Here is a 17,946-nt window from a genome sequence, read left to right as displayed (position 1 = left end):
AGCCGTCCTCGCGGGTAATGCGAGGGAGCCCCCTTGACCAATGCGCAGACCGCATCCAGTCCCGTTTGATCTTAACGGGCCAAGCGTACGCATCGGCCACAGCGGAACGTCCATGGCTCCCTCGATACGCCGCGCAGTCCGCCTTGCACCGCCCCCACGCAGCCGCCCGGGCGTGGCGCAGTTCACGCTGTTCGGCGCAGGCGATTTTGCGTGCAATCTGTATTGGCAGAGCGTCACGCTCTATCTGCTGTTCTTTTACACCGACGTCCTGCTGCTCCCCACAGCACTCGCCGGGACGCTCTACATGGCCGGTGCGCTGTGGGACGGCATTGCCGATCTGCTGGTGGGCATCGCCGCCCAGCGCAGGCCAAGCCACTACCGGCATTTCATTGCGATCGGCGCGATCCCGCTCGGCGGTGCCTTCATCCTGCTGTACAGCACGCCGCCCCTCTCGGGCGTGGGGTTGGCGCTGGCGATCGGCGCCACGCAGATCCTGTTCCGGACGCTGTATGCGCTGGTCAATGTGCCTTACGCCGCCTGGAGTGCGCGCTTCAGCCCGGACAGCCGCGACCGCACCACCCTCGCAGGCGTGCGCATGCTCTTCGGCACCGCCGCCGCGCTGGTCGTGACGATGGGAACCCCGTGGATCGCCGCCCGCCTGTCCGGGGTGCCAACCAGCGCGTCGGGCTATGTCGGCGCGGCAGCGGTCTATGCGATGGTTGGCACCGCGTTGCTGCTGGCTTTGGCCTTTGGCGCACGCGGAGCACGGGCCGACGATACTGCACTCGCCGCCGTGCCGATGCTGCTATGTCTGCGCCTGCTGTTCGGCAACCGCGCCTTTGTCACGCTCAATCTCGCCGCGATGGCCGCCGGGTTGGCGGCGGCCTTGCTGACCCAGTCGGTACTTTATTACTTCAAACATGTCGTCGGTGCGCCCACCCAAGGGCCCCAGGCATTGGCGCTGATGGCCGTGGCGGGGACAATCGCGGTGCCGCTATGGATGCTGGCGACCCGCTGGCTTGGGTTGCGCGCGGTCTGGCTGATGGCGGCGGCGGCGGCGCTCGTCTGTCTTGGGCTGTTTGCCGTGGCCAATCCCCGCAATGGCGGGGAAGCCGAGATTTTGCTGCTTCTGGCGATGCTCCAGGGCAGTTTTACCGGCTTTAACCTCGTCTTCTGGGCGATGTTGCCCAATACGGTCGAATATGGCGAGGTCCGTAACGGTACGCGGGTCGAGGCGCTTGCCTTTGGCGTGGCCGCGTTGTTGCAGAAGATCGGGCTGGCGGCGGCGGCGGGGATGCTGGGCCTGTTCTATCACCATATCGGCTATGCCGCAGGCACCCCCCAGCCCCCCGCCGCCCTCGCTGGCATTCGCAACCTCATGCTCTATGCCTGCTCCGCCGGAGTGGCGATGTCGGCGCTGGTCATGCTGTTCAATCCACTCAAGCGCGGCGTCCATGCCGCGCTGGTGCAGGAACTGGGCATGACCGCGCCGCGCGCAGACTAAGCCCCGATCAGTTCGAACGTACCGCCCACGCCCTCCGCCTCGGCCGAGGGCGCGACCCAGACGCGAAAGCGCCCCGGCTCCACCGTCGGCGTCAGTGCGACGCCAAGGAAGGTCAGATCGGTGCGCTGTAGGGTAAACGTCACCTCTTGCTGCGCGCCGGGAGCCAGCCGGATTTTGCGGAAGGCCTTCAGCACGCGCACCGGTTGGGTGATGCTTGCCGCAATATCCTGGACATATAGCTGGACGACCTCCTCGGCAACGTGATCACCGCTGTTGGTGATGGTGGCCGCGACCGATAGCGTGCCATCCCATGCCAGGCGGCCATCGCCGACTTTCAAAGCGCTATAGCCGATCCGGCCATAGGTCAGCCCGTGACCGAATGCGAACCGCGCGCCATTGGGAGCCTCCCGATAATGGGCCTTATACTCGAGCGGTGCGCCCGGTGGATTGGGGCGGCCGGTGCTCTTATGCGCATAATAATAGGGCTCCTGCCCGGTCGCGAAGGGAAAGCTGACTGGCAGCCGCGCCGACGGCCCTTCCACCCCGAACAGAATGTCGGCGATGGCCGGTCCCGACTGCGATCCCAGGAACCACGTCACCAGGATCGCCGGCGCATCGAGCACCGCGCCCGACAGCGCCAACGCGCGCCCATTGCGCAAGGCGACCACCACCGGCTTGCCCGTCGCCGCGACGGCTGCGGCCAGGGCCAATTGCGGGGCAGGAATGACGATATCGTCGCGCGACTGCGCTTCGCCCGACATGCGCTGCCCCTCCCCGATTGCGAGAACGACGATATCGGCCGCCGTTGCGGCAGCCACCGCCGCCGCAATCCCGCCCGGCAGCGCTTCTTCAATCCCCGATCCCGCCGTCGCTGTAACCAGCGACGGATCGGCTACGGCCGCGCGCACGCCGGTCACCAGATCGACCGATTCGGCATCCGAGCCATAGACATTCCAAGGGCCGATCAAATCCTGCTGCCCCTGGACGAACGGGCCGATCAGCGCGATCCGCTTGCCACTGCGCGGCAGCGGCAACAGCTCGCCGTCATTCTTGAGCAATACGATCGAGCGCCGCGCCGATTCGCGCGCCACCGCCAGATTGGCCTTGGTGCGCACGCGCATCTTCTCGCGTTTGGGATCGATCCGGCGGAACGGATCGTCGAACAGGCCGAGCGCCAGTTTGACGCGCAGCACGCGCCGTACCGCTTGATCCAGCCGGGCCATCGGCACCGCGCCACTGGCCACCAGATCGGGCAGATGATCGCGATAGAAACCGCTCTGCATGCTCATGTCGACGCCCGCCAGAAAGGCCAGCCGCGTCGCCTCGCGCGCGTCCGCAGCATAGCCGTGCGCGATCAATTCCTCGTCCCCGGTATAATCCGAGACAACCAGCCCGCCAAAACCCCATTCCTTGCGCAGCACCTGGTCGAGCAGCCAGGGGTTGGCGGTGGCGGGAATGCCGGACAAGTCGTTGAACGCCGCCATCGTCGTCAGCGCGCCCGCATCGAACGCCGCTTGGAAGGGCGGGAAATAGACACTGCGCAGCGTACGTTCGGAAATATCGACCGAATTATAGTCGAGCCCGCCTTCCGCCGCGCCATAAGCGACGAAGTGCTTGGCGCAGGCGAGCACGGCATCATCGGCGGCAAGCCCGCGCGTGCCCTGAAAGCCGCGCACCCGCGCCGCCGCCATCATCCGGCCGAGCAAGACGTCTTCGCCCGCCCCCTCCACGCCGCGCCCCCAGCGCTGGTCGCGGGAAATGTCGACCATCGGCGCGAAGGTCCAGTCGATCCCCGCAGCCGCCGCTTCGATCGCTGCCACACGCGCGGTCCGCTCGGCCAAATCGGGTTCGAAACTGCCCGCTTCCGCCAACGGCACGGGGAACACCGTGCGGAAACCGTGGATGACGTCGGCGGCGAACAGAAGCGGAATTTTCAACCGCGCCTCCTTCATCGCCACCGTCTGCATCCGGCGCGCCATTTCGGCCCCATTCCCGTTAAACACGCCGGTCAACCGTCCATTCCGCACGTCGGCGAGTTGCGACTCGAAGGTCGCGCCGGCCTTGATGGGATTGAGCGCGTTGGCCGCGCCCCCCGCCCAGGCGGCCGCCATCAACGTGAGCTGCCCGGCTTTCTCCGCCACCGTCATTTTCGCAAGCAGCGACTCGAGCATTGGTGAGCTGGCAACGCCATCGGCGGCGGCCATCAGTGCCCGCGCCGGGCTTGCGAGCCAGGCGGTCACGGCACCCGCCCCCAACAACGCCGCCCGGCGCGAAATTCCCGTAAATTCCATCAGTCAGACTCCCCGCGATCTCGCGCTCGCCTATGCCATCCTGTGCCGGAAGGCACGGTCTTGAACACTGCTTTTGATTGATGTAACCGGTTACATCAAGCAGCGAGATCGGCAGAGCGGATTTGCTCAACCGGCGTTGAGGCGTTTTCGGCAACGCCAACGGGGAGGATGAAGACAGAAATGGCGAATGCCACGATCCGCGATGTTGCGCGCGAAGCGGCGGTTTCCGTCGCGTCGGTGTCACGCGTGTTGAACGGCCACAGCAATGTTCGCCCCGAGACGCGCCGCAAGATCGAAGACGTTGCCGCCAGGCTCGGCTACTTCCCGCATGCCGGCGCGCGCAATCTCAGCACATCGCGCGCGCATGCCATCGGGGTGGTGCTGCCGGACCTGCACGGTGAGTTCTTCTCAGAAGCGTTGCGCGGCATGGATCGTGCCGCGTCCGAGCGTGGTCTGCATCTGCTGCTGTCGAACCTTCATGATGGGGAGCGGGCCGTCGAGATGCTCCACACCATGCGTGGTCGCGTCGACGGGCTCGTCATCATGGCACCACATATCGATCCCGACCGACTGCTGGCCGGTCTCCCCCCCAGCATCCCCTCCATCCTCGTCAATTGCGCGACGTCGCGCGACGATTGCCCGACCTTGCGCGTCGACAATTTCGGCGGCGCGGCGGCGATGGTGCGGCATCTGGTGTCGCGCGGAAGACGCGGCATCGTCCATGTCAGTGGGCCGACCAGTAACGTCGAAGCACGCGCCCGTATCGACGGCTATGAAGCCGCGATGGTCGAGGCGGGCTTAACCCCGCGCGTCCTCATCGGCGACTTTATGGAAGAGGCAGGTGCTGCCGCCGCTGCCGAGATCCTGCGCGCGCCAGACGGCGTGGATGCCATCTTTGCCGCCAACGACATGATGGCGATCGGCGCGCTGATCGCGCTGCGCGACGCTGGCGTTGCGATACCCGACCAGATCGCGGTCGCGGGCTTCGACGATATTCCACTGGCTCGGCTGATTTCGCCATCGCTCACCACGATGCGCGTCGACATCGCCGACATCGGCGCACGGGCGATCGCCCGGCTGGCCGATGCCATTGCCGGCACACCAGATCACCGCCTCGAGCTGTCCACGCCCGAGTTGATGATACGCGACACAACCAAAACAAGCCCGCGTCAGTCGGGTGAAAAGCAGGGAAAAGCATGATGACCAAAACACCCTTCCTCCGGCTGCTCCTGAGCAGCGCTGCCGTGGTTTCCGCCAGCGGCTTGGCGATCGCGCCTGCCTATGCGCAGACGTCGACCGCGGCGATCCGCGGCGTGGTGACCGACGCCGCTGGCGCACCCTCTGCCAATGCGAGCGTAACCGCCGTCAGCAGCGACACCAACCAGACCTTCCGCGCCACCACCGACGCGACCGGCAATTACACGCTCAACGGCTTGCGCCCCGGCTCCTATCAAGTGACCGTGACGGCCGCCAATGGCGAGACCTTCAAACAGCTCGTTACCGTCGGCATCGGCCAGACGGCGTCGCTCGATGCGACCGTCGCCGTGCCAGGCGCGGAACCGGTCGACACCGGCAAAGACATCATCGTTACAGGCAGCCGCCTGGTCGAAACCAAGACCAGCGAAGTCGCCACCAACGTCACCCAGCAGCAGATCCGCTCGCTGCCGCAGACCGACCGCAACTTCCTGTCCTTCGCAGCGCTTGCCCCCGGCGTCCGGTATAATGACAGCGAGACCGACAAGAGCTTCCAATCGGGTGCCTCGACCGCAAGCCAGGTCAACGTCTTTATCGACGGCGTCAGCCTCAAGAACCAGGCGCGCGAGGGCGGCGTTGCCGGCCAGCAGAACAGCCGCGGCAACCCGTTCGGCCAGTCGGCTGTGCAGGAGTTCCGCGTGCTCACGCAAAACTACAAAGCGGAATATGAGCAAGCCGGTGCTGCGATCATCACCGCCATCACCAAGTCGGGCACCAACGAATTCCACGGCGACGTGTTCGGTCAGTACACCGACAAGGGCCTGAGCGAGAAAGGGTATCTCGACAAGCTCAACAATAATCCGAAGCCCGCCTTCACGCGCAAGCAATATGGCATCTCGCTTGGCGGCCCGATCATCAAGGATAAACTGTTCTTCTTCGGATCGTTCGAAGGCAACGACCAGGACCGCGCCTTCAACGTCGTCGCTGGTGGCACGCCCGCCGCGCGGGCGCAGGTCGAGGCCGCGTCGGGTCGCAAACTTTCGGATTTGACTGGATCGTTCGTCAGCCCCTTCCGCGGCAAATTCTATTTCGGCAAGCTGACCTTCACGCCGGATTCGCATCAGACGTTTGACCTGTCGTTCAGCCGTCGTGAAGAAACCGATATTCAGGGCTTCGGCAGCAATCTCGCCTATGAAAGCGCCGAGAACAAGCGCAACCAGGTAGACACCTATCTGTTCAAATGGACGTACAACGGCGACCGGTTTGTCAATGAGTTCAACACCAACTACATCAATTATCAATATAATCCGACAGCCCTCAACCCCAATCTTCCAACGCAGGAATATGTTGGCGTAATTTCCTTCGGTGGTAAAAATTCCACGCGAAATGAAGTTCAATCCAACTACACCATCCGCGACGATTTCACTTACAGTGGATTCGACAAACACACGATCAAGATTGGCGGACGAGTCGACGTCGTGGATTTCACCTTCGATGACCGCAACTATGTGCAGCCTGATTTCGTGTATCGTGTCGATCCGGCCAACAACACCGATTACAGTTTCCCAGCAGAAGCGCGGCTTGGTCTCACCAATGGGCGAATCCAGTCCTCGGACACCGAAATCGGTCTCTATGCGCAGGATGATTGGCAGGTCACCAAGAAGCTGACGCTGAACCTCGGCGTGCGGTGGGATTATGAAACCAACGGCTTCAACAATGACTATATTACGCCTGCCAAGGCTGCGGCGGCGCTGCGCGCCTTGCCCAAGACCTATTATTTCGATCCCGAGAACTACATTTCCACGGGCCACAACCGCAAGCCGTTCGCCGGTGCGATCGCGCCACGTTTCGGCTTTTCCTACGACCTGAGCGGCAATCAAAGCACCGTCATCTTCGGCGGTGTCGGACGCTATTACGATCGCAACAACTTCAACAACACGATCGACGAACTGTCCCGGTCGTTGAACCAGATTGGCGTGTTCCGCTTCTCGCGTGACGGACAACCGCGATCCGGCTTGCCGACTGTGGTGTGGAACCCCTCCTATGGGACGCGCGAGGGCTTGCTAGCGCTGATTGCGAGCTCAACGACCGAAGGTCTGCCCGAACTGTTCGCGGTGAAGAACAACGCCAAGCCACCCGTCAATGATCAAGCGAGCATCGGCATCCGGCAGAAGTTGGGCCATTGGCAAGTGGCCGTCACCGGCTCGTACATCAAGGGACGCAACGGCTACACCAACCTGTTCGCGACGCGCCAGAACAACGGTCTGGGCAATTGCTGCAACGTCGCCCCGGTTCAGGCGTTCGGCTATGCCAACGCCCTGATCGGCTATGACGGCCTGAAGACGCGCTACAAGGCACTGTATGTCACCGTAGACAAGAACTACACCAAGGCATCGGGCTACGGCATCAACATCGCGTACACGCTGTCAAAAGGCGAGCAGAACGGCAACGATCTGTTCAGCCTCGATGGGACCACGCCGGACGCCTATGGCTTCCGCCCCCGCCCGGGTGACGAACGCCACCGGTTGGTCGTTTCCGGCATCCTGGACTTGCCCTTCGGTCTGCAATTCTCGACGCTCAGCACCTTCGGCAGCGGCCAGGCCTATGCCGTTACCGATGCCACCAACGGCTTCGACAATGGCAAGCTGAAGATCACCTCAGCCTATCCGGTCAAGAACTGCATCAAGGGGCTGTTCGCGTTCTGCGAAGTCAATCTCAGCCTCGAAAAGCATATCGACTTCCGTGGCCTCGGCAAGGATCAGATCAGCGTCGCAATCGATGTGCTGAACGCCTTCAACAACAAGAACTTCAAAGACTTTGACGGCTTTGTAAACAACGCGATTGATCCAAACACGGGGCAGATTTCCGACCCGCTGCTTCCCGGCCTGATCGGCAACAATACGCTGACCCTGCCGCGGCGCGTCCAGTTCCGTGTGGGCTACCGCTTCTAAGCTTCCTCCCCTGGCGGGCGGCCTTCCCTGGGCCGCCCGTCGTCTTTTTGTACCGTGTATCCAAAGGTTCTTGGCATGATCGACCGGCGTCATTTCCTCGGCACCGGCGGCCTGGCGCTCGCCGGGCTGGCAAGCAACGGCCTTGCTGCCGCTCCCCGCGCGCTACGGGGCGAGGCGTTGATCGCGGACATCCAGTACCGCACCTTCCGCTATTTCTGGGATACGACCGATCCCGCAACCGGCCTCGCGCCCGATCGCTGGCCGACCCCATCCTTCGCCAGCATCGCTGCCGTCGGTTTTGCGCTGACGTCTTATCCGATCGGCGTGATGCAGGGTTGGATCAGCCGCCCGCAAGCGCGCGCCCGCACGCTCGCCACCTTGCGGTTCTTCGCCGAGGCCCCGCAAGGCCCCGAAGCCACTGGCACTGCCGGACACAAGGGCTTTTTCTACCACTTTCTCGACAGGAAGACGGGCACGCGCTTTGGCCGTACCGAATTGTCGACGATCGACACCGCACTGCTGCTCGGCGGCGTGTTGTTCGCGCAAAGCTGGTATACGAACGATCATCCCGACGAGCGCCGCATCCGCCAGCTCGCCGAGCAGATTTACAGCGCGGTCGACTGGAGCTGGTTCACGCCGCGCGCGCCGTTCCTGTCGATGGGCTGGCACCCCGAGAGCGGCTACATCCCGCATGACTGGGACAGTTATAACGAAGCGCTGCTCCTCTATCTGCTCGCACTCGGATCGCCGACGCATCCGTTGCCGCGCGAGACCTGGGATGCCTGGACCGCGCGTTTCGCCCCTGCATGGAGCGATCGCTGGGGCAAGCCGCATCTCGCGTTTCCGCCGTTGTTCGGTCACCAATACAGCCAGACCTGGGTCGATTTCCGCGGCATTCGCGACCGTTTTATTGCGGCCAAGGGCATCGATTATTTCGAGAACAGCAGGCGCGCCACCTATGCGCAGCGCGCTTATGCGATCGCCAATCCCGGCCATTTCGCAGGCTATGGGGCCGATTGCTGGGGCCTGACCGCGTGCGACGGACCGGGCGATTTTACCGCGACGCTGGACGGGCGGTCGCGCGCATTCTTCAGTTATTCGGCGCGCGGCCCCGGCGACCGCGACGATGGCACGATTGCCCCCACCGCAGCGCTCGGCTCGATCGCCTTTGCCCCCGAAATCGTCGTGCCTACCGCCGAGGCGCTGCACCGGCGCTATGGCCACGCGATCTACCGGAAATTCGGCTTCGCCGACTCGTTCAATCCGACCCTGACCACCGCTTCGCCTGCGGTGCACGAAGGGGCCGTGGTGCCCGGTGTCGGTTGGGTCGCGCACGATCATCTCGGCATCGACCAGGGGCCGATTGTCGCGATGATCGAAAACCGTCGCTCCGGCCTGATCTGGCGCACGATGTGCGGCAATCCCCACCTCCGCCGCGGTCTTACGCGCGCCGGATTTTCGGGCGGCTGGTTGGCATGATGCTGGCGGCATTGCTGCTGGCCGGCGCGGCGCAGATTGCGCCACTCGATACCTTCGAAACGGTCCAGCCGTGGAAGGCCGACGCCTCGAACGGCGTCGGTGCCGAAATCGATTCGGTGCCGGGCGCAACCGGCAACGGCTTGCGGTTGCGCTATGATTTTCATGATGTCGCGGGCTACGCCTTTGCGCGCCGCGCTTTGCCGATCGACTGGCCAGCCAATTATGCGATCCGGCTGAAGGTGCGTGGCACCGGTGGTGTCAACGACTTGCAGCTCAAGTTCACCGACGCGAGCGGTGCCAATGTCTGGTGGTATCAGCGCCGAAACTTCCGCCCATCCGCGACCTGGCAAACGCTGGTGCTGCGCCCGCGCGACCTCAGCTTTGCCTGGGGCCCAAGCAGCGACACTAGCCTGCGGCACACAGCCGCCATGGAGGTCGTTCTGGTGCGCGGGCGCGACGGCGGCGCGGGCGAGATCGCGTTTGATGATCTGACCCTCGAACCGCTGGCAATTCCCGGCCCCCTCCCCACCCCGCGCGCGAGCGACCCTGCGGTGCTGGACGGTGACCGGGCAACCGCTTGGCACGGCCATGGCGGAGACGCCGTAACGATCGATTTTGGCGGGGCGAAAGCCCTCGGCGGTGTCGTGCTGCGGTGGCTCCCCGACGCTGGCGCGACGCGCTATGCGATTGAGGGATCGGATACCGGGAGCGACTGGCGCGTACTGCGCCGGGTCGATGCGAGCGACGGCGGCGACGATCCGATTGCCCTGCCCGACACCGAAACGCGCTATCTCCGTGTCTCCCTACCCATCGGAGCGCCACCCGCCGCGCTCGCCGAAATCGAGGCCCGCCCACCCGAATGGGCCGCTACGCCCAACGCGCTCGTCGCCAGCCTCGCCAAGGCCGCACCGCGCGGCACTTTCCCGCGCGGCTTTTCCGGCGAACAACCCTATTGGACGCTGGTCGGCTCGGCGGAGGGCGGCCCGGCCGGGCTGATCGGCGAGGATGGCGCGATCGAAGTCGGCAAGGGGGCCTTTTCGATCGAACCGTTCGTCATCGCTGACGGGCACACCTTCAGCTGGGCCAATGTCACCGCGACACAATCGCTGGAAGACGGCGCATTGCCGATGCCGCATGTGCGGTGGCAAGGGACCGGTTGGCAGCTCGACACCAGCCTGTTTGTCGACAGCGCGGCACCACGCCTGCTCGCGAAGTGGCGGCTGACCAACACCGGCACCACCCGCCGCACCTTGCATTTGCTGCTCGCGGTGCGCCCGCTCCAGGTCAATGCACCGACGCAATTCCTCGGTCGGCCCGGCGGGGTGAGCCCGATTTCCCGGATTGCGTGGCACAATGGCGCGCTGAGCGTCACTGCGCCGCCCGCGATCGAAGGCGATGCCGCCGTCACGCGAACGCTGCTGCCGCTCACCGCCCCGGCATGGGCGGCGGCGCGCGCCTTCGACCAGGGCGCGCTTGCCGTGCCCGTCACAGGTGGCGCACCCGCGGTCGACGATCCGACCGGTCTCGCCACCGCCGCGCTCGGTTATGACGTGACGTTGGCCCCCGGTGAGAGCACTGACGTGCCGATGGCGATCCCCTTCGAAGGCCCGCCAGCCGCGCTCGACCGCCCCGGCTTTGACCGCGCGCATGCCGCAACGGTCGCGGCGTGGCGGAGCACGCTTGGGGCGGTTACGCTTACCGTTCCGACGTCGCGACAGGCCGTCGCTGATAGCGTGCGCACCGCGCTGGCGCAGATTCTGATGAGCCGCACTGGCCCTGCCCTGCAACCCGGCACGCGCTCCTACGATCGAAGCTGGATTCGCGATGGGACGATGATGTCGGACACGCTGCTGCGCCTCGGCGTCACTGCACCGGCGCGCAGCTTCGCCGACTGGTACGGGACCAAGCTGTTCGCCGACGGCAAGGTGCCGTGCTGCGTCGATCCGCGCGGAGCCGATCCGGTGCCCGAAAATGACGCGAACGGCGAATATATCCATCTCGTCACCCAGCTCTACCGCTTCACCGGAGACCGCGCCGCGCTCGCCCGCGACTGGCCAAAGATCGACGCCGCGCGCCGCTATATGGACGGCCAGCGCGCCAGCGAACGCACTGCTGCCCGCCCGGCGTTCAGCTTCGGCCTGATGCCGCGCTCGATCAGCCACGAAGCCTATTCGGCCGAACCGCAATATAGCCTGTGGGACGATTTCTGGGCGCTGACCGGCTATAAGGACGCGCATTTTGCGGCCACCGTGCTCGGTCGTCCCGAGGCCAGCGCGATCGCCGCCGCCCGCGACCAGTTCGCAGGCGACCTCCACGCCGCGATTAAGGCTTCGACCGCCAAATTCGGGATCGATTTCCTTCCGGGCGCAACCAGCCTTGGCGATTTCGACGCGACCTCCACTACGATCGCGCTCGACCCGGCGGGCGAACAGTCCGCGCTCGATGCCACCTTGCTGCGCAATACCTTCGCCAGACAATGGGCCCGCGTCGAAGGGCGCACTGCGCCCAACGCAAAGTGGGCGGACTATACGCCCTATGAGTGGCGCAACGTCTCGGCCTTTGTCCGGATCGGCTGGGCGGAGCGCGCGAACCGGTTGCTCGATTTTTATATGAGCGGGCAGCGTCCGGCGGCGTGGAACGGCTGGGCCGAAGTCGTCGGCCGCCTGCCGCGTGAGCAGCGCTTCATCGGGGACATGCCGCATGCGTGGGTCGCTTCCGATTTCATCCGTGCGGCACTCGATCTGTTCGCGTTTGAACGCTTTTCAGACCATGCGCTGGTGCTCGGGGCCGGATTGACCGAGCCGTGGCTGCGCGGCGCGGGAAGTTCGATCAACGGGCTGCGCACGGCCTATGGCACGCTCAACCTCTCGCTGCGTCGATCGGGCAAAGCGATGGTCGTGAACATCAGCGGCACCGCGCATCCCCCGGGCGGCTTCGTGCTCGCGCTGCCGTCGTCAACGCAGCGTCTTGTTGCGACGATTAACGGCCGTCGGGCGCGGCCTGCCAAGGACGGCCTCCATATCTCGGCCAACGGCAGAGCAGCACGCATCGTCGTCGCTCCGGCAGCCCCCAAATAGCCTCTGTCACGTAGCCTTCACATTTCGGACCGAAAGGAGTCGCTTTCCGATCGAAGGTACAGCGTATGGCGAAGGTCCTCGTGATAGAGGACGATCCGAAGTCGGCGGATGCGATCTGCGCGATCCTAGCCGATGAAGGCCTGGCGGTGGTTGCGGTGCAAACGGGCGCGGATGCGTTTTTAAGGGCCAAGGAGACCGCCTTCGACGCCATCGTGCTCGATCGGATGTTGCCTGGCGGAATCGACGGGATCGGCGCGCTGGCGATGATGCGAAGCGGCGGCATCGGGACGCCGGTGCTGATCCTCAGCGCGCTATCGGCGGTCGAGGAGCGCGTGCGCGGGCTGCGGGCCGGTGGCGACGATTATCTCGCCAAGCCGTTCGAGCCGGTCGAGCTTGCCGCCCGCGTCAATGCGCTGATCCGGCGCCGCGTCGCGGAAACCTCGACGATCACGCTCGAACATGGCCGCGTCCGCATCGATCTCATCGCGCGCGAAGCGTGGATCGATGGCGCGCGGGTCGACCTGCAGGCGCGCGAACTGCAGCTGCTCGAATATCTGCTGCGCCATCACGATCGCACCGTCACTCGCGCGATGATCTTCGAGGACGTGTGGGGCTATCGCTACGACCAGCGCACCAACGTCATCGACGTCCACATCACCCGGCTGCGGCGCAAGATCGAACATGCGGACCGGCCGCCGCTGATCGAGACCGTGAGAGGAACGGGCTATGTCCTTCGCTGCGATTAAGCGCTGGCGGCGCAGTTCCAGCGCGCGCTTCGCGATGATCTTCCTGCTGCTGTTCGGCACTGCGTCGATCAGCCTGTTCGCCTTCGTCCATGATCGCGCGATTACGCATTTCAACGCGCAGACCGACGAATGGTTGGGGCGCGAAACCACGAAAGTCCCGATGGATTCGTCGCGGGCCGAAGCGATCGAGCGGGCAGCGCGCCACAATAGCTCGGACGTGCATCACCTGCGCCCGTTCGGCGTGTTCGACGCAGCGGGGCGGCATCTGGCCGGGGCACCGGAGGCGCTCCCCGAAGGCCACGCCGATGGCATTCCCTTTGAAATGGCGAGCATCACGCCGCGGGGCGAAGTGGATCTGCGGGCCATGACGCTGCGGCTTGCCAATGGGGACCGTTTCCTGGTCGCGCAGGATCTGCAGGAATCGCGGGCCTTTGCGACCGATCTGGTTTTTGCGATCATCTGGGGCGGGCTCGGGCTGCTGGTGCTGGGTCTTTCGGGTTCGGTGCTGTTGGCGGTGGCGCAGGAGCGCCGCGTCCGGTCGCTGACGCAGCGCCTGCACGACATCATGGCCGGGCGGCTCGACGCGCGCCTGCCGGCATCGGCGCGCCACGATGAACTCGACGACCTGACCGGGGAAGTGAACCGGATGTTGGACGAAGTGCAGCGCCTGATGCTCGAGGTGAAGGCTGCTGGCGACAATATCGCGCATGACATGCGCACGCCGCTCACGCGCTTGCTGGCCAATCTGCGGCAGGCCGACCATCCGCAGACGAGTACGCCTGCGATGGCGGCGGTGATCAGCGACGCGGTCGAGGAAGTGACCGGCATGATCGCCATGTTCAACGCGCTGTTGCGCATCTCCGAAATGGACGAAGGCGCGCGCCGCGAAGGCTTTCACCTGCTCGATTTCGCAAAAGTGGTCGAGGATGCGACCGATTTTCACGAAGCCGCGGCGCTTGAACGCGGGATCAACATCCGGCGGGAGATGCGGCCCGATATCCGGTTCGAGGGGGATGCGGATCTCCTGTTCGAGGCGGTCGGCAATCTGGTCGACAATGCCATCAAATACACCCCCGCCGGTGGCGAGATCGTGATCGGCCTGCAGGCGGGACCGACCCTGACCGTGTCCGACAATGGCCCAGGCATCCCGGCTGGAGAGCGCGACAAGGTGCTCGCGCGCTTCCACCGCGTCGAGGCCAGCCGCAGCCAGCCGGGCAACGGCCTTGGCCTGGCGCTGGTCGCCGCGATCGCGCGGATCCACCGGCTCGAACTCCGCATCGGCGACGGCGCGCCTGGGTGCGTCGCCACGCTCAGCGCTGCGTGAGCGCTTTCGCATTAACTCGAATTTACCTTCCCGACCTTGGTTGGCAACAGAACAGCCACGGGACGGTAACGGCCACACCCTAAAGGCGGGGCAGCGCGGGGGCCGGAAGGTCCACCGCGGATCGCTCGGTTGCAGCGTCAGAAGCGCGCGCCGAGCACCTGCTCATTATTGGGGACATTTTCATGCGTGCGACCTTCCGCCAGACCCTGCTCGCCGGGGTCGCTCTGTGCGTAGCCTTGCCGGCCCATGCGACGACGTCCGACGCACCTGCACCGGCACCCGCCGCGGCACCGCAAGACGGGCAGACCGCAACCAGCGCCAACAGCGCGGGCCAGGCGAACGATAAGCAGTCGCTGACCTCCTCCGACATTATCGTCACCGGATCGAAGACCGCGCAGAGCGCGCCGGTCACCGTTTCGCTCGCCACCACGCAGCCGCAAGCCGCCGTCAGCCGCGACTACATCGCCAACACCACCGCCTCGGCCGATTTCAACGAGCTGATCGCGCTGACGCCGAGCGTGTCGATCTCGGGCGCGGGCAATGGCTATGGCCTGAGTGAGACCAAGGCGACGATCCGTGGCTTCCAGGACGGCGAATATAACGTCACCTACGACTCGATTCCCTTTGCCGACACCAACAACCCGACGCACCATTCAACATCGTTCTTCCCATCCAACACGATCGAGACGATCGTCGTCGATCGCGGCCCCGGCAATGCCAGCCAGCTCGGCCAGGCGACCTATGGCGGCAACATCAACCTGTATTCGCGCGCCGCGAGCGAGCAGCAGAGCGCGCAGGTCGAAGGGCTCATCGGGAATTGGAGCACCTTTATCGGGCGCGCCGAATATCAGTCGGGCAGCATCGAAAAGCTCGGCGGCGCACGGATCGTGCTGACCGGCCAGTATCTCCAGTCCGACGGCGCGCTGACCTACTCACCGGTCGGCTCGAAGAACCTGTACGGCAAGATCGTCGCGCCGATCGGCAGCCACAACACGCTGACGATCATGAGCACGTGGAACCGCAACCATTATTACCAGTCGGACGTGCTGAAAGGCGCGACCTGCGGCAGCGCCAGTGTCGGGGCGAACGGCACCACCGCGCTCGGCACCGATGGCCAACCGCTGACGCAGCTGACCGGCAACAATTGCGCGGCGACTTCTAACGTCGGGATCTACGGCCGCAATTACGCGCTCGGCAACAACCCGGCGCAGCAGGATTATTGGAAGTATAACCGCACCGACAAAACCACCGATTTCTCCTATGTCCGCCTGCAGAGCGACCTCGGCTCCGGCTTCTCGCTCGACAATCGCGGGTATATGTATGGTTACACCAACAACACGCTGTCGGGGAACACCGGCTCGGTCGTGACGGGGTTCAGCGGTGCCGGGACAGCGGCGTCGCCCTATAAAGCGGTGCCGGGTCCGGCGACCGATATCCTGGGCTATAACAAGCTCAACAAATATCGGGTCTTCGGCTATATCGGCCAGGTCAATTACGACTTCGCGCTCGGCAAGATCCGCGTCGGCGGCTGGTACGAACATGCCGTAACCGACCGCCATCTGATCGATCTCGACCGCACCACCAACACCTTCAGCTACAATGAAAAATTCAACAACGGCAACGGCACCGCCGCACAGCTTGCCCTGCCCTCGATCGACCAGGCCAATCTCAGCTACGTCCAGCATTCGAACTGGAACCAGTATCAGCTGTTCGGCGAGTTTGAATTCCACCCGGTCGAAGGCCTGTCGATCACGCCCGGCGTGAAATACGTCCATTTCGAGCGCGGCATCGCCGCCCCGGTCAACCAGAAGACGCGTTTGCCGCTCTACACCAGCCAGACCTGGACCAAGACGCTGCCCTTCGCGACGATCAACTATATGGCGATGAGCAATTGGTCGTTCTACGGCCAATATGCGCAGGGCATGTACGTCCCCGATCTGTCGAGCTTCTACTCGGCCTCGGGCACGCTCTCGACCGCGCTCGATGCGCTCAAGCCGCAGACCTCGACCAATTACCAGGTCGGCTCGGTGTGGCACGGCAACAAGGTCTCGGTCGACGTCGATGGCTATGTCATCAACATCGATAACAAGATCGGCAGCTGCACCACGACCGGGTGCGACCAGACCCTGCTCATCAACATCGGCAAAGTGCGCTACAAGGGCGTCGAGGGCTCGCTCAGCTATATGCCGGTGCACGGGCTGACGCTGTTCACCAACGGATCGTACAATTACGCGCATAGCGTGACGACCGGTGCCCAACTCGCCAAGGCCCCCTTCTCGACTGCGGCGGGCGGCTTCATCTATCATAACGGCGGCTTCCGCCTGTCGTTCGACCAGAAGTTCACCGGCCCGCAATATGCCAGCGAATATAACGGTAGCCCCGGCTACCGCCTGTACCGCATCCGCCCCTACAGCATCGGCGAATTCGCCATCAGCCAGGAAATCGAGGGCGGCTTGCGGCTCGGCGTGACGGTGAACAACGTGTTCAACAGCCGTGCCGTCACCGCGATCTCGAACAGCGCGTCGGGCGCGCCGGTCGTGGGCGGCTATCAAAGCGGCTACGGCCAACAGGACCAGTTCAGCTACCTGCCGCCGCGCTCGTTCCTGGCTTCGGCGCGGATCAAGTTCTAACCTTCAAACGCCGGGAGACGCCCATGCAACGCTATCTTGGAACAGCGCTCCTTGCTGCAGCGCTGGTGCTTGGCGGATCGCCAAGCATCGCTGCCCCGCACCTCCTCCACTATCTCACGGTGGACGAGCTGCGGCCGACGCTGGTGCTTCCGGCACCGCCCGCGCCGGGGTCGCTTGAAGAGCGTGGCGAGCTCGCCGAAATCCACGCGCTGATCGCCGCTGCGCCCCCCGCGCGGCTCGATCAGGCGCGCTGGGATGACACGCATGAGACCCCCGCCCTGTTCGACCGCACGCTCGGGGTCACGCTCGAGACCTTGCCTTTGACCTGGGCGTTGCTACGCGAGGTTCAGGAAGAGGGCGACGCTGCGGCCGATGTCGCTAAGCTCTATTTCCACCGCACCCGCCCGTTCGGCATCGATCCCACCATCCCGAACTGCGCAAAGACCGGCAAGCCGTTGAAATCCTACCCGAGCGGCCATGCGACGCTTGGCTATTCGACCGGGTTCGTGCTCGCCCACCTGCTCCCGGGGCGGTCTGCCGAAATCCTCGACCGCGCCGCCGATTACGCGACCGGCCGCGAATATTGCGGCGTCCACTTTCCGACCGACGTGGAGGCCAGCCATGTCCTCGGCACGCTGGTCGCCAGCAAGCTGATGGCGATCCCCGCCTTTCGCGTAAAATTCGATGCGGCGCGGCAGGAACTGATCGCAGCGCATGTTGCCGGTGTCTGACCGCGGCTGACCACGGCCA

Annotated in this window: 10 protein-coding genes; 9 read left to right on the top strand and 1 reads right to left on the bottom strand. The window is 64.6% G+C overall.

Annotation, left to right across the window (positions count from 1 at the left end; all coding sequences use genetic code 11):
- The first annotated feature begins 112 nt into the window (after positions 1-112).
- Positions 113-1,504 (top strand): MFS transporter, encoded by a 1,392-nt coding sequence (locus tag H4W01_RS07495; RefSeq protein WP_334685195.1) that lies wholly within the window; start codon positions 113-115, stop codon positions 1,502-1,504.
- Here the strand turns inward: H4W01_RS07495 and H4W01_RS07490 are convergent.
- Positions 1,501-3,795 carry a glycoside hydrolase family 3 N-terminal domain-containing protein gene (locus H4W01_RS07490; RefSeq protein ID WP_209610519.1) on the bottom strand — a complete coding sequence of 765 codons (2,295 nt, stop codon included), beginning with the start codon at positions 3,793-3,795 and terminating at the stop codon, positions 1,501-1,503. The two genes, H4W01_RS07495 and H4W01_RS07490, sit on opposite strands and share 4 nt — an antisense overlap.
- A gap of 180 nt (positions 3,796-3,975) precedes the next feature.
- On the opposite strand from H4W01_RS07490, the gene H4W01_RS07485 reads away from it, so the two are divergent.
- The 8 genes from H4W01_RS07485 to H4W01_RS07450 all read left to right on the top strand — a co-directional run bounded on the left by H4W01_RS07485 (position 3,976) and on the right by H4W01_RS07450 (position 17,927).
- Complete coding sequence (locus tag H4W01_RS07485) at positions 3,976-4,995, top strand: LacI family DNA-binding transcriptional regulator (protein WP_209610518.1); 1,020 nt, start codon at positions 3,976-3,978, stop codon at positions 4,993-4,995.
- Entirely contained in the window at positions 4,992-7,940 is a 2,949-nt protein-coding gene (locus tag H4W01_RS07480; RefSeq protein WP_334685194.1) for a TonB-dependent receptor, read from the top strand. The genes H4W01_RS07485 and H4W01_RS07480 overlap by 4 nt, the downstream gene beginning before the upstream one ends.
- A 75-nt stretch (positions 7,941-8,015) precedes the next feature.
- A complete protein-coding gene (locus tag H4W01_RS07475) occupies positions 8,016-9,419 on the top strand; it encodes a glucoamylase family protein (RefSeq protein ID WP_209610517.1) in 1,404 nt (467 codons plus the stop codon).
- Positions 9,416-12,496, top strand: a complete 3,081-nt coding sequence (locus H4W01_RS07470; protein WP_209610516.1) for a discoidin domain-containing protein — start codon at positions 9,416-9,418, stop codon at positions 12,494-12,496. The genes H4W01_RS07475 and H4W01_RS07470 overlap by 4 nt, the downstream gene beginning before the upstream one ends.
- Positions 12,497-12,561: 65 nt before the next feature.
- Positions 12,562-13,242 (top strand): response regulator transcription factor, encoded by a 681-nt coding sequence (locus tag H4W01_RS07465; RefSeq protein ID WP_209610515.1) that lies wholly within the window; start codon positions 12,562-12,564, stop codon positions 13,240-13,242.
- A complete protein-coding gene (locus tag H4W01_RS07460) occupies positions 13,223-14,566 on the top strand; it encodes a sensor histidine kinase (RefSeq protein WP_209610514.1) in 1,344 nt (447 codons plus the stop codon). Before H4W01_RS07465 ends, H4W01_RS07460 begins: the two co-directional genes overlap by 20 nt.
- Before the next feature lie 182 nt (positions 14,567-14,748).
- Positions 14,749-17,196 carry a TonB-dependent receptor gene (locus H4W01_RS07455; RefSeq protein WP_209610513.1) on the top strand — a complete coding sequence of 816 codons (2,448 nt, stop codon included), beginning with the start codon at positions 14,749-14,751 and terminating at the stop codon, positions 17,194-17,196.
- A 23-nt stretch (positions 17,197-17,219) separates the two neighbouring features.
- Positions 17,220-17,927, top strand: a complete 708-nt coding sequence (locus H4W01_RS07450; RefSeq protein ID WP_209610512.1) for a phosphatase PAP2 family protein — start codon at positions 17,220-17,222, stop codon at positions 17,925-17,927.
- Positions 17,928-17,946 lie beyond the last annotated feature (19 nt).

Source organism: Sphingomonas sp. PL20, from assembly GCF_017875905.1.
In the GTDB taxonomy this organism is placed as follows: Bacteria; Pseudomonadota; Alphaproteobacteria; order Sphingomonadales; family Sphingomonadaceae; genus Sphingomonas; species Sphingomonas echinoides.
Note: the sequence above shows the minus strand (reverse complement) of the source record. Positions and strands in the feature narration are given on the sequence as shown.